Genomic DNA, 14,934 nt, shown 5'->3' on the forward strand with positions numbered 1-14,934 from the left:
GCCGACATGATCGACATCACCATCGACACCGACGGCATCGCCACACTCTCGTGGGATCAGCCGGGCCGCGCGCAGAACGTGCTCAACGGCGAGACTTGCGCCGCCTTTTTCACCGCCATCGACAAGGTGGTGGCGGATGCCAACGTCAAGGGCATCCTCATCACCTCCGCCAAGCCGGACTTCATTGCCGGCGGCGACCTTGAATGGCTGCAGGCCAGCGACGACGCAGCCACACTGTTCGATCGCACGTGCGAACTGCACCGCGCGTTGCGCAAGCTGGAAACCTGCGGCAAGCCCGTGGCCGCTGCACTGCCCGGCTCTACGCTGGGCGGTGGGTTGGAGATTGCACTCGCCTGCCACTACCGCGTGGCCGCTGACAACGCACGTGCGCGCTTCGGCCTGCCGGAAGTCACGCTGGGCCTGCTGCCGGGCGGTGGTGGCACGCAGCGCCTGCCGCGCTTGATTGGTGTGCAGAAGGCGCTGCCGATGCTGCTGGAAGGCAAGCGCATCAAAGCCGCAGAGGCACTCAAGCTCGGCATCGTCGATGCGGTGGTCAATGCCGGTGAGGTAGTCGACGCAGCACGCGCGTGGCTGCTCGGTGGGGGGCAAAACCACGTGCAACAACCGTGGGACATCAAGGGCTACAAGGTGCCCGGCGGCGGCATCTCCAGCCCCGCCGTGCAGCAGATCTTCACGGCGGCTAACGCCATGCTGCGGCAGAAGACCTACGGCAACTACCCGGCGGCGGCCAGCATCCTGTCGTGTGTGTACGAAGGGCTCATCACCGATCTGGATACGGGCCTGAAGACCGAAGCGCGCTACTTCGTGCAGGCCGTGCTGTCACCCGAGGCGCGCGCAATGATACGGACGCTCTTCTTCAGCCTGAACGCCGCCAACAAACTGGCCGCACGCCCCACCGATGTGCCGGTGCGCCGCTACGCAAAGGTAGGCGTGCTGGGCGCGGGCATGATGGGCGCCGGCATTGCGTACGTCACGGCCAAGGCGGGGCTGCCGGTCGTGTTGCTCGACAGCACGCAGGAAGCCGCCGAACGCGGCAAGGACTATTCGCGCAAGCTGGTCGAGAAACAGGTACAGCGCGGCCGTCTGCATGCGGAGCAGGCCGAAGCGCTGCTCGCACGCATCAAACCCACCACGCGCTATACCGATCTGGACGGCGCCGAACTCGTCATCGAAGCCGTGTTCGAGCAGCGCGACATCAAGGCCGATGTCACACGCCAGGCCGAAGCCGTGCTGTCGCCGGATGCCATCTTCGCGTCCAACACGTCTACGCTGCCGATCACGGGGCTGGCAGAGGCCAGCAGCCGGCCGGGCAATTTCATCGGGCTGCATTTCTTCTCGCCGGTCGACAAGATGCCGCTGGTGGAAGTGATTGTCGCGCGGCAGACCACGCAGGCCACACTGGCGCAGGCGCTGGACTACGTCAAAGCCATCGGCATGACGCCCATCGTCGTCAACGACAGCCGGGGCTTTTATACAAGCCGCGTGTTCTCGACTTACGTGCTCGAAGGGCTGGCCATGCTGGCCGAGGGCGTGGCCCCTGCCCTCATCGAAAACGCCGGGGTACAAGCGGGCATGCCGGTCGGGCCGCTGGCGTTGATCGATGAGGTGTCAAGCGAGCTGATCCACAAGGTCAATCAGCAGACCCGCGCAGACCTGGGCGTCGCTTACATCGAGCGCCCCGGTGAAGCCGTGGCCGAGCGCATGGTGGCGCTAGGCCGCATCGGCCGCAAGGCGGGGCAGGGCTTCTACGACTATCCGGAGGGCGGTAAGAAGGCGCTGTGGCCGGGGCTGGCAACGGAATACCCGAAGGCCGCCACGCAGCCCAACGTGCAGACACTGGTCGATCGCCTCGTCACCGTACAGGCGGTGGAAACTGCCCGCTGTCTGGACGAACGCGTCGTAACCGACCCGCGCGATGCCGATGTGGGTGCATTGCTCGGCTGGGGCTTTCCGGCATTCCGGGGCGGGCCGGTATCGCACATCCACCGCGTGGGGGTAGGCGCCTTCGTTGCACTGTGCGACCAGTTGGCCGACGAGCATGGCCGCCGCTTTACGCCACCCGCGTTGTTGCGCGACATGGCTGCGCGGCAGGCGGTGTTCTACGAACGCTGATCGACACACAGAAACAGGAGCCGCACGATGTCTGTCCTGCACGTGATCGACAAGGCCGAGCTGAAGGCGTTGACCACGCCGTCAGAGTGGCGCGCATGGTGGGTCACGGCGGTCAACTTTGCGTTGATTGCGGCGGCATTTGCGCTACCCGCCGTGTGGCCGCATCCAGTTGCGTGGGGGGTGGCGTCCATCGTGCTGGCAGGGCGCGCGCTGGGGCTGGGCATCCTCACGCATGACACGGCGCATCTGGCGTTCTTCCGTTCGCGGCGCATGAACGAATGGGCGGGTACGTGGCTGTTCGGTGGCCTGCCCAACGTGCCGTACCGGGCGTATCGCAAAGGGCATCTGGAACATCACCGCACCGCCGGCACGGCCAATGACCCCGATCTCGCCTTCGTGCACGGCTACCCCGCCACGCGTGCGAGCCTCGCGCGCAAGCTGCTGCGGGACGTGTCGGGCATCAACGGCGTGAAGAACCTCGTCTATCAGGTGCAGACGTTCCACTGGAAGACCACCGCGCCCTTCCTCGTATCGCATGGCGTGCTGTTCGGCACGCTGTGGGCATTGGGCGTGCCGCTGGTCTACACCTGTTGGTGGATCGGCATGGTGTTCGTGTTTCCGCTGCTGGTACGCGTGCGGGTGATGAGCGAGCATGGCGGCGTGCCAGATCATCTCTCGCGCGACCCGCGCGAGAACACCGGCACCACGTTGGCTGGGCCGCTCGGGCGGTTGCTGATCGGCCCGAACCGGGTGAACTTTCACGTTGAGCATCACCTGGCTGCGAGCGTGCCGTCTTACCGGCTGCCTGCCCTGCACCGGCTGCTGACCCAGCGCGGCTACTACGCACATGCCCACTGTGTCGCGCCCTCGTACTGGGCTGTGATTCGCAGGTGCATGGCTGCGCGTACCTCAGACAGGGTAGACCCCACACCCGCTGCCAAGCTCCCCCGCGCCCGGGCGCGCGGCATGCTCGACAACATGCGCTGAACCGCCAGCGCACAGCGTTGCACCCAAACACCAATCCCAAGGCGCGCATGCCATGGCAAACGATTGCGCTGTTCTAGCCTCCCTCCTACCGTTTGGCTTAAGACACATAGGATCTGCTCCGATATAGAGTGATGTGCATGGAGTTGCCGAAACCCCGGGCCGAAAGACGTCCCCCAGAGACGACTGGCCCCGGAGACAAATGGATGAGCTCACCCTGGAGTGGGGATGGCCGCGGCGCAATCGAAGGCTTCAGATGGCACGACGTCAGAGCGGCGAAGACAGCCGGGGAGACCCTCTGGGCTGCGCTGGCTGCTGTCGCCGCTCAACCTCGGCGTGGCGGCATGCCTGGTCTTCATCTGGTGGTTCACGTTCCACCAGCTCACGAAGGAGCACGACCGGCTGATCCGCGACGCAGAAGCACGCACCGAAGTTGAAGCGCAGGCTTTTGGCGAGTACTCGCTCGGCAGCACGCGACGCGTGTCGGAATTCCTGCTCGACCTGCGCGCCAGTTGGCTGGCTGGCCGTGATGTATTCGAACAAGTCATCCACGAACGGCAGGAGGTCGTGCGCGACCTGACCTTCCAGGTGTCCGTCATCGATGAGAACGGCATGCTGGTCTACTCCAGCATCGGCCCCGTCAGCGACCGCGTTGACCTGAGCCAGCGCGAGCACTTTCGCGTGCACAAGGAATCGGGCGGACGCGACACGCTGTTCATCAGCGACCCGGTCCAGGGCAAAGTCTCGAAAAAATGGTCCATCCAGTTCACACGGCCCATCCTCAAGGCTGGGCGCTTTGCGGGCGTGGTGGTGGTGTCGGTAAGCCCCGAGCAGTTTGCCGGCTTTGCCAACACGCTCACCGTCGGCAAGGACGGCGTGGCCACCATCATCAAGGACTCGGGCCTGATCATCGCCCGGGTACCCAACCCGACCGTGGGCATGGAAAAGCCGCCGCGCAAGCGCCAGTTCAACGAACCGGGTGCGCCGGAAACGGGCAGCTACCGCGTGGTCTCTGGCACCGATGGCATCGAGCGCATCATCGGCTATCACCATGTGCGCGAAATCGGGCTCTACTTCCTGGTTGGCGAATCGGTGGCATCGGTGCTGGAGCCGTTCGAGACGTACCGGCACACCGCCGTGGTGGGGGGCATTGCCTCGACCTTGCTGATCGGGCTGCTGTATCTCACGCTGCGCCGGCAGATGGCTGAGCGCAAGCGACATCTGGAAGACATGCGCATGGCCTCGCTCGTCTACGCGTCGAGCAGCGAAGCGATGATGGTGACGACGCTCGACGGCGAGGTGGTCGACGTCAACCCGGCCTTTACCGTCACGACGGGCTACAGCGCGCAAGAGTTCAAGGGCCAGCCCAGCGACGCCATCCGCTCCGAATGCAACGAGAGCGCCGTCGTCGATGCCATGCGTACGGCCGTTGCCGACAAGGGCACGTGGAGCGGCGAATACCTGATCCGCCGCAAGGACGGCAGCGAGTTCCCAGCCTTGCTGACCATCGACACGTTTGCGGGCAGCACACTGGGCGAGCCGCACCGCGTTGCGCTCATCCACGACATGACGGAGAAGAAGCGCGCGGAAGAGGTCATCTGGCGGCAGGCCAACTTCGACACGCTCACCGATCTGCCCAACCGGCACCTGTTCTACGACCGCCTGCGCCAGGAGATTGCGCGGGCCCGCCAGTCGCACACGCAACTGGCACTGCTGTTCATTGATCTGGACCGCTTCAAGGAGGTCAACGACACGCTGGGCCACGACCAGGGCGACATCCTGCTCAAGGAGATCGCGCGCCGCATTTCCGCCATCGTGCGCGGTACCGATACGGTCGCCCGGCTGGGCGGGGACGAGTTCACCATCATCTTGCCGGACCTGTCCGATGCCGGCGCCGCGGCGCCCATCATCCGGGCCCTGCTGGCGCGGATCGCGTCACCGCTGCAGCTTGGCCAGGAAAGCGTGGAGGTGTCGGCCAGCATTGGGCTGGCGCTGTACCCGCGCGATGCGGACAGCGCGGAATCCTTGCTGGTCCGTGCCGACCAGGCGATGTTCGCGGCCAAGAGCGCGGGGCGCAACCAATGGGCCGTCTTTACCCCGGCACTGCAACGCGCGGAACAGGAGCGCCTGCGCGTCACCAGCGACCTGCGCGTGGCGCTGGAGCAAGGCCAGCTTGCCGTCCACTATCAGCCGATTGTCGACCTGAGTAACGGCAAGGTGCGCAAGGCAGAGGCCCTGATCCGGTGGACGCACCCGGTGCGCGGCGAGATCGATCCGGCTGATTTCATTCCGGTGGCCGAAGACACCGGGCTGATTGTCGAGATCGGCAAGTGGGTCTTGAATCAGGCGCTGGATCAGCTCACGCACTGGCACACAGCTCTCGACAGCACGCTGCAGGTGTCGGTCAACAAATCGCCGGTGGAGTTTCGCGCCAACGCGGCTGGCAGCGAGTCGTGGCCCAAGGTGGTTGCACGCCGGGGCATTCCCGCACACAGCCTTGTCGTGGAGATTACCGAAGGTTCGCTGATGGCCGACAGCGCAGAGGTGATCGATCACCTGACCGACTTCCGCCGGGCCGGCATCGACATTGCGCTCGACGATTTCGGCACAGGGTACTCGTCCCTGTCGTACCTCAAGCGCTTCGACATCGACTACATCAAGATCGACCAGTCGTTCGTGCGCAGCCTGGCGCATGACCCGAAAGACATCGCCCTGTGCAGCGCCATCGTCAGCATGGCGCACGCACTGCGCATCAAAGTCATTGCCGAAGGCATCGAGACCGAGGAGCAGAAAGCCATCCTCATTGCCGCCGGGTGCGACTACGGGCAGGGCCACCTCTTCTGCCCGCCGGTGCCGCCACCGGCGTTCGAGGCCTTCGTCATCGAACGTCAGCTGGCGGAAACCTAGCCGGCGCGGCTGGCGTCCGCACCCACCACCGCGCGGTTCTTGCCCTCGTGCTTGGCCTGATACAGCGCCAGGTCGGCAGCTTCGATCAACATGGTGGTCGGCGCGTCGCGCACCGGGCTGACCACGGCACCGCCCACGCTCACGGTCACGTACCCGCCCGTGGAGGAATGTGCGTGCGGCACCTGCAAGGTCTCGATGGCGTTGCGGATCTTCTCGGCCAGCGCCTTCAACCCCTCCACGCTGGTGCCGGGCAGCACCACGGCAAACTCCTCGCCGCCAAAACGCGCGGCCAGATCGCCGGGCCGGCCCAGACACGCTTCCACCGTGCTGCCGATACGCTTGAGCACCTCGTCGCCGGCCACGTGGCCGTAGTTGTCGTTGTAGAGCTTGAAGTTGTCGACGTCGATCATCAGGAACGACAACGTCGTGCCTTCGCGTGCACCGCGTCGCCACTCGGCGCTCAGATATTCGTCGAGATAGCGACGGTTGGCCAGGCCCGTCAGGCCGTCAGAGTTGGTCAGGCGGCGTAGCTCCAGGTTGGCCTCCAGCAACTGCTGCTGCGACTGGCGCAGCGCGCGGTAGGCCTCGTCCCGCTGCAGCAGATTGACGTACGAGCGCGAGTGGTAACGGATGCGCGCGAGCAACTCGATGCGGTCCGGCAGCTTGACGAGATAGTCATTCGCGCCCGCGGCAAACGCGGCACTCTTGATGACCGGCTCTTCCTTGGTGGACAGCACAATGATGGGCACATCGCGCAGCACCGGGTTGGCGCGGTAGTCGCGCACCAGCGTCAGGCCGTCGGTGCCCGGCATCACCAGGTCTTGCAGGATGACGGTGGGGCGCGTCTGAATGGCGGCGATCATCGCCTCGTCCGAACGCGCGCAGTAGTGGAAGTCGAGGCGCTCTTCGCCGGCCAGCGCCTGGCGCACGGCCTCGGCCACGATGGCCTGGTCGTCCACCAGCAGCACCATCACCGGTACGTCGGCCGCCGCTGGCGTACGCAGCAGCGAACGCGCCGCTTCCAGTGCAGCTTCCGCTGCGGGGATGGGTTTGTCGTCTGGGCTGTCCGAACCCTCTGGGCCGCTTGGACTGTCGTGTGGTTGGTTGGTCATGTGATGCTCCCCGTTTTTGGTTATGTGTTGTCGATCATGGCGCGTGCCGCGTTCATTTGCGCACGAGCACCGTGAGTTCGTCGGCAATGCGGCCGAGCGGCAGGATGGCGCGTGCCGCGTCCAGGGCCGCAGCAGCCTTGGGCATGCCGTAGACCGCGCTGGTCGCCTCGTCCTGCGCGATGGTGTGATAGCCCTTGGCACGCATCGCCTTCAGGCCGATGGCACCGTCACGCCCCATGCCCGTGAGCAGCACGCCAATTGCCGTGCCCTGCCAGTGCTCGACCAGGCTATGAAAGAACACATCCACAGACGGCCGATAAGGCGTGGCGGCCGGCTCTCGTGTGTAGCCGAAGGTGCCGCCGGGCAGCACGTGCATGTGGTCGTTCGTGGCGGCCAGCAGCACCTCGCCGGCGCGCGGGCGGTCGCCTTCAACGGCCACGCGCACCTTCAATGCGGTCTGGCCATCCAGCCATTCGGCCATGCCGGCGGCAAAGGCCTGATCCACGTGCTGAACCACGGCAATGCCCGCCGGAAACTCCGCCGTCAGCTTGCCCAGTACCGTAGCCAGCGCGGTCGGGCCACCCGCGGATGCGCCGATCGCCACCAAGGGCGCTGCACCTCCGCTCACGGGCGCCACGACGCGCGGTTTGGACGCGGTGGGCTTTTCCAGCAGGCGGCCAATCTGGTCGATCTTGGTCAGCAGCGGGTGGTTGCCTTCGGCATCGGTGCCGCTGGTCAATGTGGGGGTGTCGACGGCATCGAGTGCCCCCGCGCCCATCGCCTCATACACACGCCATGCGTTGGCGCCCACGCTGCTGGTGACCACCAGGATCGCGCACGGATGGCTCGATGCCATGATGCGGCGGGTGGCCTCCACGCCGTCAAAGCGCGGCATGATCAAATCCATCAGCACCACGTCCGGCGGCTGCGCGGCGCAAAAATCCACCGCCTGCGCGCCGTCGGTCGCCACCCACAGCACACGGTGTTCGGGCCGGCGCGCAATCGTGCGGCGCATGGCTTCCACCGCCAGCGGCATATCGTTGACGATGCCGATGTTCATGTCCGCGCCTCTCCAATCAGGTCTCGCACCGCATCGAGCAATGCTTCATCGTGGAAACTGCCCTTGGCGAGGTAGTAATCGGCGCCGGCTTCCAGCCCGCGGCGGCGATCCTCCTCCCGATCCTTGTAGGACACGACCATCACCGGCAGTGACTTGAGCACCGCGTCGCGCTTGATGAGCGTGACCAGCTCGATGCCGTCCATGCGCGGCATGTCGATGTCGGTGACGACGAGGTCGAACTGGGCGCCACGCAGGGCGTTCCAGCCGTCCATGCCGTCCACGGCCACGGTGACGACGTAGCCGCGCTTCTCCAGCAGCTTGCGCTCCAGCTCACGCACCGTGAGCGAATCGTCCACCACCAGCACATGCTTGCGGTGCTGCACGGCCACGCTCTGCCCGCGCTGCACCTTGTCGAGCTGGCCGCCGCGCACGAGCTTGTCGACCGAGCGCAGCAGATCATCCACGTCGACGATCAGCACGGCGTCGCCGTTCTCCATCAGCGCCCCGGCGGCAATGTCGCGCACCTTACCCAGCCGTGCATCCAGCGGCTGCACAACCAGCATGCGCTCGCCCAGGAAGCGGTCGACGGCAATGCCGTAGGTCTCTGCCCCTTCGCCAATGACGACCACTGGCACGCTATCGCGCGCCTCACCTGGTGGCTGCGTGCCGAGCAACTGGTGCGCGGTCACCAACCCCACCGGGCGGCCATCGAAGCGGAAATGCTGCTGCCCTTCGAGCATGTCGATCTCGGTGCGGGCCAGCTCCAGCGTGCGCCGCACGTAGGCCAGCGGAAACGCATACGCCTCGCCGCCCACATCCACCAGCAGACTGCGGATGACCGACAGCGTGAGCGGCAACTGCAGCATGAAGCGCGTGCCGCGGCCCGGCTCGGTCTGGATGCGCACCGTGCCGCGCACCGCCTTGACCATCTCGTGCACGGCATCGAGCCCGACACCACGGCCGGACAAGTCCGTCACCTGCTCGCGCATCGAGAAGCCCGGCAGCAGCAGGAAGTCGAGCAGTTCATGGTCCGACAGGCGGCTGGCGGTATCGGCATCCGACAAGCCGCGCCGCACCACCGCTGCGCGCACGGCTTCCAGGTCGATGCCCGCGCCGTCATCCGCCACGGTAATCAACAACTTGCCGGCACTGTGGCGCGCCTCCAGCGTAATGCTGGCCTCGGCGGGCTTGCCCTGTGCCTCGCGGGCTTCCGGGGTTTCCACGCCGTGGTCGATAGCGTTGCGCAGCAGGTGGCCCAGCGGCGCATCCAGCATGTCGAGAATGTCGCGGTCGACCTGGGTGGCCTCTCCCACGATGGCGAAGCGCACACGCTTGGCCAGCGAACGCGCCAAGTCACGCACCACGCGCGGGTACGCATGCGTGGCATCGCCGAAGGGGCGCATGCGGCATTGCAGGGCTTCGTCGTACAACTGCTGCGCGAGGTGCGTGCTGCGGCGGTCGAAGCGGTCGAGATCGTCGATGTGCTCACCCAGCGTCTGCTGCATCTGGCCGAGCATCTGGCGCACGTCGTTGAGTGCAGCATGCATGTCGGCATCAGCATGCGGGTCCAGCCGCTCGACCAGGGTTTCGTAGAGCGTATCGAACGCCAGCGTGGTGGAACGGTGGCTGCGTTTGACACGCAGCATCGATTCACCAAACGGCTTGAGCCAGCGAGACTCCACCAGCGATTCCCCCGACAGGCTCAGCAGCCTGTCCAGGTTGTCGGCGCGCACACGCAGCATGCGCTGCCCGTCCTGGAAACCTCGGCGCGTGGCACCGATGGGCGCGCGATGTGGCGCTGGCGCAATGGGCTCGGGTGGTAATTCGGGTTGCGGTTCCGGCAGCGCGGCCGGCGCCGGGGCAGACAGCGCCGCCACCTCGGCGTTCAGCAGGGCCATCGCGGCCTTCAGCGTGGCGTCTTCGGCGGCCTGCTCGGGGTCGGCAAACGTTGTAGTGGCAGGCACGGCTTCAGCACCATCGGCGGCAGAAAACGCAGCGAGCACGGCGTCGATCTCCGTACGCGGCACTTGCCCCGCGGTGGCAGGCTGGCCGACGCGCAGCAGCAGATCGGTCCCGCGCAGCAGTACATCGATATGCGCGGCGGTCAGCACCAGTGTGCCGCGCTGCGCGGCCACGAACCATTCCTCCATGCGGTGCGCAACGTCCACACCGTCCTGCAGGCCGATGATGCGTGCCGCCCCCTTGAGCGAGTGCGCGGCACGCATGCAGGCTTCCAGCGCGGCAGCGTCGGTGGGGGCGCGTTCCAGCGTCAGCAAGCCGGTGGACAGCACGCGCGTCTGCGTCTGCGCCTCTTCGTGGAACAGCGCGAGCAGCGATTGGCGGCCCAGATCGTCATCCACGCTCATCGCAGGCTCCGGGCAATCGAATCGAACAGGCGATCGGCATCGAGCAGGCCGATGGTGGTTTCGCGCCAGGCCAGCACGCCACGTGCGTGCGCCGTGGCGGCGGTGGTCAACGTGGATGGCACCGGCAGCAAGGCAGACGCCGGAAAGCGCAGCACACCCTCCACCTCGTCCACCGGAAAGACGGCCGGCTCGTCCTGGTGCGCGGCCACCAGCAGGCGCGCGTAGCCATTGCGGCTCGCGTGCTTGCCACTGCCCGACAAGTCCAGGCCCAGCAGCTCGCCCAGGGATACCGCCACCGTCAGCGCCCCGCGAATGTTGACCAGCCCCAGCACCACCCGATTGCGCCGATGCGGCAGCGAATGGATGGCGCGCGGCTTGTCGATCTGCCGCAGGGCGGTGGCTGGCAGCGCCAGCCATTCATCAGCAATGCGGAAGACGAGTACGGCCAGTTCTGCGTCGGCCTGGTCGTGCGCACGCAGTGGCGCGGCGTGGCGGTGTGCCCGCGCGGCGGCTTCCAGATCGTCCTGGCTGAGCGCGCGGTCGAGTAGCGCGGCGGCACCTTGTTCAAAGACGGGGCAGTTCAGGCAGCGCGTGTACGTTGGCAACTGCGGGCAGGACTGATCACCGCGGGTGCCAATGCGGTTCCAGCAGTCGTCAACGCGCGTGGTGACGCCCGCGTGGTCATGGACGGCGTGCGCCATGCGTTCCTCGTGAGTACTGCGGTGGTTCGGATGGTGCAGAGGGTCCGGAAGGTGCCCTGCCCTGGCGCGCCAAAGCCCGCTCCGCACGCAGCATAAGCTGGCGCGCGCCGACCGTGTCGCCGGCCACGTCCAGCAACGCGGCCAGGTGGGTCAGCGCTTCGTAGTGCGCCGGTTCCAGGTACAGCGCCTTGCGGTAGAAATCGCCCGCATCGGTGTGGCGGCCGCGTGCATCGGCAATCAGGCCGAGCAGGTAGAACGTATCGGCTTCGGGTGCCCGCAGGTTGGCGATCTCCAGCGCCACGTGCTCGGCCTCGTCAAAGCGGCCGGCGTCGGCCAGCCGGCGTGCTTCCGCCAAGGTGGGCGGCTCGGGCAGCAGGGCGTCCAGAACAGGGATGGCCGGTACGGCCAAGGTCGCAGGTCGTGCCGAAAACGCGGGAGCCGGCTTGGCGGCAGGCACGCGCGCCGCCACCGGACGCACAGGCACGGTCGGCAGCGCAATGCCGGGCAAACCCACCGGCGCCGCGGCGGGCTTCTCGGGTGGCAGCGGCAAGCGGAACGGCAGCGGTGTCCGCACACTCTTTTCACCCGCAGGCGTGCGCTGGAAGGCAAAGGCCAACGGAATGCGCGCAGAACTCATGGCGTGGCGCATCATCAGGCCCGTCTCTGCAGGGCCGACGAAGATCATGCCGTCATCCGCCAGTTGTGAGTCGAGCCGGCGGATCGCCTGGTCCTGCGCATCGCGGTGGAAGTAGATCAGCACGTTGCGGCAGAAGATGAAGTCGTAGCGCGTGTCATCGGCCGGAGCGTCAGACAGATTGGCCTGCGCAAAACGCACCAGCCCACGCACGGCGTCGTTCAACTGCCAGCCACCTTCCGCCTCGGTGAAGTGCCGATCGCGAAACGTGAGCGGATGGCCACGAAACGCGTTGCGCCCGTAGACCGAGCGCCTGGCCACGTCAAGCGCGCGTGCACTGATGTCGATCGCGTCGATGGTGAAGCGCGCGGGGTCGATGCCCGCGTCGAGCAGCGCCATCGCCGCCGAATAGGGTTCCTCCCCCGTCGAGCACGGCGCGCTCAGGATGCGCAGCACGCGCGTGGGCTCGCGCACGAGCCTCTCACCGGCCAGGCGGGCAAGCGTGACAAAGGCTTCGCGGTCTCGGAAGAACCAGGTTTCGGGCACCACCAGCGCCTCGATCAGCGCCTGGCGCTCTTCGGGCGCGGTGTTCAGGCGCAGCCAGTACGCGTCGAGCGCAGCGGCATCCACGACATTCGGCACGCCGCGCGCGGCCAGCATGGCGCGCGTACGATCGAGCACCACGCGCTCCAGCGTATTCGCGCCGAGCGAAGGCGCGTCAATGCCGGTCTCGTGCGAGAGCCAGGCTTCAAAACGGGGGTCAACGGCCACCATGACGATCAGGCCGGTTGTGCCGCGGCCGGAAACAGCAGCGCACGCGCCTGCGCATCGAGCATCGCCTGCGCGTCGACACGCTGCACGAGGCCGTCTTCCAGGCTGGCGACAGGTCCAAGCCAACGCGCGTTGGGCGTGGCGATGCCGCTGTCGGCAAAACGCGCCGCATCAATGCGGCGCGTATGGGTAGCGTGCTCGACGATCAGGCCGAGCAGCGGTGCATCGTCGCCACGCATACCCGTGTCGTACTGCACCAGCACCAGGCGCGTGGAGCGCAGCGGCCGCGCCGGGCGCCCGAGCGCAAGCTGCGGCACGTCAATCACCGGTACCGGCGTGCCATGCCGCTCGATCACGCCGGCCACCCACTCGGGCGCGCCGGGAATCGCCTTGGGTGCGGCCAGCGGCAGCACTTCGGCAATCTGCGCCACATCGAGCGCATAGCGGTCGCCATCGAGTTCAAATAGGAGGTAAAGCATGGCGATTCTCGCGACAGCAAAAAAACTCCGGCAGGCGTCAGGCTTCGATCTTGAAACGCGACACGCCGGTACGAAGCTGGTTGGCCACCAGCGTCAGGTCATCAATCGCCTGCGACGACTGGCGCAGCGATTCCGCCGTCTGCTGCGCGGCTTCGGACAACTGCGACAGCGCCTGCGTGATCTGCTCGGCGCCGGTGGCCTGCGTCTGCATGCCTTCGTTCACCATCTGGAAGCGCGGCGCCAACGTCTGCACCTCCGTAATGATCTGCGAGAGCTGCGTGCCGACCTGCTGCACATCGCGCATGCCGCGCCGCACTTCTTCCGAGAACTTGTCCATGCCCATCACACCGGCGGACACGGCAGACTGGATCTCCTTCACAGTCTGCTCGATGTCGTAGGTGGCCACGGCCGTCTGGTCGGCCAGGCGGCGGATCTCGGTGGCGACCACCGCAAAGCCGCGGCCGTATTCGCCGGCCTTTTCCGCCTCGATGGCGGCGTTGAGCGACAACAGGTTGGTCTGGTCCGCCACCTTGGTGATGGTCGACACCACCTGGTTGATGTTGGTCGCCTTCTCGTTGAGGATCGCCAGCTTGGCGTTGACCGAACCCGCCGCTTCCATCACGCCGCGCATGGTGTCTTCCATGCGGGTGAGGCCGCTCTGGCTGGCGCCGGCCAGCGTGGCCGACTGCTCGGCCACGGTGGACACCTCGTTCATGGTGCGCAGCAAATCGCGCGAAGTGGCGAAGATCTCGCGCGAGGTCGCGCCGATCTCAGTGGTGGTGGCGGCCGTCTCGGCAGCGGTGGCCTGCTGCTCCTTGGAGGTAGCGGCAATCTCGGCCACCGAGGTCGTCACCTGCAGCGACGACTTCTGCGCCTGCGATACCAGGCTCGCCAGTTCTTCGGCCATGCGGTTGAAACCTTCTTCCAGCGTGCCGAATTCATCGCTGCGATGCAGGTCCAGCCGCCCAGACAGATTGCCGGTGCGCATGTTGTCGTGCACCTGCACCAGCCGTGCCATCGGCACGGTAATCGCCTTGTGCAGGATGTAGCCGAGCACCAGCGCCGCCAGCAGCACCATGCCCAGCGCCACCGCCAGCGTTACCTCAGCGCCTTGCACGGAGGTGCGGATCTGCCGTGCCGATTCATCGGCCACCTTGCGGTTATCGGAGACCAGCCCGTCGGCGAGCACCGTGGCTTCCTCCCAGAGTGCGGTGCCACGCACGGTAGCCGCCTGTGCGGCGGGCTTGGAGGTGCGCGCCAGTTGCATGGCCTCGTTGAACATCGGCAGGTACTTGTCAACGACTGCGCGATAGGCGCGGAAGCGCTGGCGGTCGTCTTCACGGAAGATCGTGGCCTCGTAGGCAGCCGAGTGCTGGTCGAGCTCGCGCACGCTCTGGGCGGCGCGCTCAAGATCACGGTTGGCGGTTGCAGCGTCGGCGTCGACAAACAGGGCACGTTCGAGCGTTGCATGGCTGTTGCGCGTGGCTCCACGCAGCGCCGTCGCCAGATACAGCCCCGGCACGGAGTCTCGCTCCAGGCTCACGGCTTCTTCATCAATCACGCGCAGGCGGTCGTAAGACACCACCGCCATGACGACCATCAATACGAACAGCACGCCAAAGCTGAAGACGATGCGGTTGCCGAGAGAGAACCGGCCGCCGCGAAGCATGCTTGCCAGGGTTGCGTTGCTGATGCGGGGCGTCGCAGAAACCATGTTTAAACCTATGAGACAGATACCGGGAAGACATGGAAGCGGCTCGCCGAGCACACCCCACAAAACTGTGTTG

Annotated in this window: 10 protein-coding genes; 3 read left to right on the plus strand and 7 right to left on the minus strand. The window is 66.4% G+C overall.

Annotated features, from left to right (window positions below):
- Positions 1-6 precede the first annotated feature (6 nt).
- The 3 genes from V6657_RS19935 (at position 7) to V6657_RS19945 (ending at position 6,024) form a co-directional block, all read left to right on the plus strand.
- Positions 7-2,133, plus strand: coding sequence for a 3-hydroxyacyl-CoA dehydrogenase NAD-binding domain-containing protein (locus V6657_RS19935; protein WP_048934824.1), 2,127 nt, complete (start codon positions 7-9; stop codon positions 2,131-2,133).
- Between the two features lie 27 nt (positions 2,134-2,160).
- On the plus strand, positions 2,161-3,120 hold the full coding sequence (locus V6657_RS19940) for a fatty acid desaturase family protein (protein ID WP_048934823.1): 960 nt from the start codon (positions 2,161-2,163) through the stop codon (positions 3,118-3,120).
- Between the two features lie 225 nt (positions 3,121-3,345).
- Positions 3,346-6,024 carry an EAL domain-containing protein gene (locus V6657_RS19945; protein ID WP_082170251.1) on the plus strand — a complete coding sequence of 893 codons (2,679 nt, stop codon included), beginning with the start codon at positions 3,346-3,348 and terminating at the stop codon, positions 6,022-6,024.
- Here V6657_RS19945 and V6657_RS19950 read toward each other — a convergent pair.
- The 7 genes from V6657_RS19950 to V6657_RS19980 are packed head-to-tail and all read right to left on the minus strand — an operon-like array spanning position 6,021 to position 14,861.
- On the minus strand, positions 6,021-7,136 hold the full coding sequence (locus V6657_RS19950; RefSeq protein WP_082170250.1) for a diguanylate cyclase: 1,116 nt from the start codon (positions 7,134-7,136) through the stop codon (positions 6,021-6,023). The two genes, V6657_RS19945 and V6657_RS19950, sit on opposite strands and share 4 nt — an antisense overlap.
- Positions 7,137-7,188: 52 nt before the next feature.
- A complete protein-coding gene (locus tag V6657_RS19955; RefSeq protein ID WP_048934822.1) occupies positions 7,189-8,196 on the minus strand; it encodes a chemotaxis response regulator protein-glutamate methylesterase in 1,008 nt (335 codons plus the stop codon).
- On the minus strand, positions 8,193-10,562 hold the full coding sequence (locus V6657_RS19960) for a hybrid sensor histidine kinase/response regulator (protein ID WP_048934821.1): 2,370 nt from the start codon (positions 10,560-10,562) through the stop codon (positions 8,193-8,195). The genes V6657_RS19955 and V6657_RS19960 overlap by 4 nt, the downstream gene beginning before the upstream one ends.
- On the minus strand, positions 10,559-11,263 hold the full coding sequence (locus V6657_RS19965) for a chemotaxis protein CheW (protein WP_048934820.1): 705 nt from the start codon (positions 11,261-11,263) through the stop codon (positions 10,559-10,561). Before V6657_RS19965 ends, V6657_RS19960 begins: the two co-directional genes overlap by 4 nt.
- Positions 11,244-12,671, minus strand: a complete 1,428-nt coding sequence (locus V6657_RS19970; RefSeq protein WP_048934819.1) for a CheR family methyltransferase — start codon at positions 12,669-12,671, stop codon at positions 11,244-11,246. Before V6657_RS19970 ends, V6657_RS19965 begins: the two co-directional genes overlap by 20 nt.
- Positions 12,672-12,676: 5 nt before the next feature.
- Positions 12,677-13,147 (minus strand): chemotaxis protein CheW, encoded by a 471-nt coding sequence (locus tag V6657_RS19975; protein ID WP_048934818.1) that lies wholly within the window; start codon positions 13,145-13,147, stop codon positions 12,677-12,679.
- A gap of 37 nt (positions 13,148-13,184) precedes the next feature.
- Positions 13,185-14,861: a methyl-accepting chemotaxis protein gene (locus tag V6657_RS19980; RefSeq protein ID WP_048934817.1), complete on the minus strand. Its 1,677-nt coding sequence runs from the start codon at positions 14,859-14,861 to the stop codon at positions 13,185-13,187.
- Positions 14,862-14,934 lie beyond the last annotated feature (73 nt).

It is taken from the genome of Ralstonia sp. RRA, from assembly GCF_037023145.1.
GTDB lineage: Bacteria > Pseudomonadota > Gammaproteobacteria > Burkholderiales > Burkholderiaceae > Ralstonia.

Bases quoted from the DNA above. Each gene is read 5' to 3' on its own strand.
- V6657_RS19935 (WP_048934824.1), top strand. From the start codon at position 7: ATGATCGACATCACCATCGACACCGACGGCATCGCCACACTCTCGTGG.
- V6657_RS19940 (WP_048934823.1), top strand. From the start codon at position 2,161: ATGTCTGTCCTGCACGTGATCGACAAGGCCGAGCTGAAGGCGTTGACC.
- V6657_RS19945 (WP_082170251.1), top strand. From the start codon at position 3,346: ATGGCCGCGGCGCAATCGAAGGCTTCAGATGGCACGACGTCAGAGCGG.
- V6657_RS19950 (WP_082170250.1), bottom strand. From the start codon at position 7,136: ATGACCAACCAACCACACGACAGTCCAAGCGGCCCAGAGGGTTCGGAC.
- V6657_RS19955 (WP_048934822.1), bottom strand. From the start codon at position 8,196: ATGAACATCGGCATCGTCAACGATATGCCGCTGGCGGTGGAAGCCATG.
- V6657_RS19960 (WP_048934821.1), bottom strand. From the start codon at position 10,562: ATGAGCGTGGATGACGATCTGGGCCGCCAATCGCTGCTCGCGCTGTTC.
- V6657_RS19965 (WP_048934820.1), bottom strand. From the start codon at position 11,263: ATGGCGCACGCCGTCCATGACCACGCGGGCGTCACCACGCGCGTTGAC.
- V6657_RS19970 (WP_048934819.1), bottom strand. From the start codon at position 12,671: ATGGTGGCCGTTGACCCCCGTTTTGAAGCCTGGCTCTCGCACGAGACC.
- V6657_RS19975 (WP_048934818.1), bottom strand. From the start codon at position 13,147: ATGCTTTACCTCCTATTTGAACTCGATGGCGACCGCTATGCGCTCGAT.
- V6657_RS19980 (WP_048934817.1), bottom strand. From the start codon at position 14,861: ATGGTTTCTGCGACGCCCCGCATCAGCAACGCAACCCTGGCAAGCATG.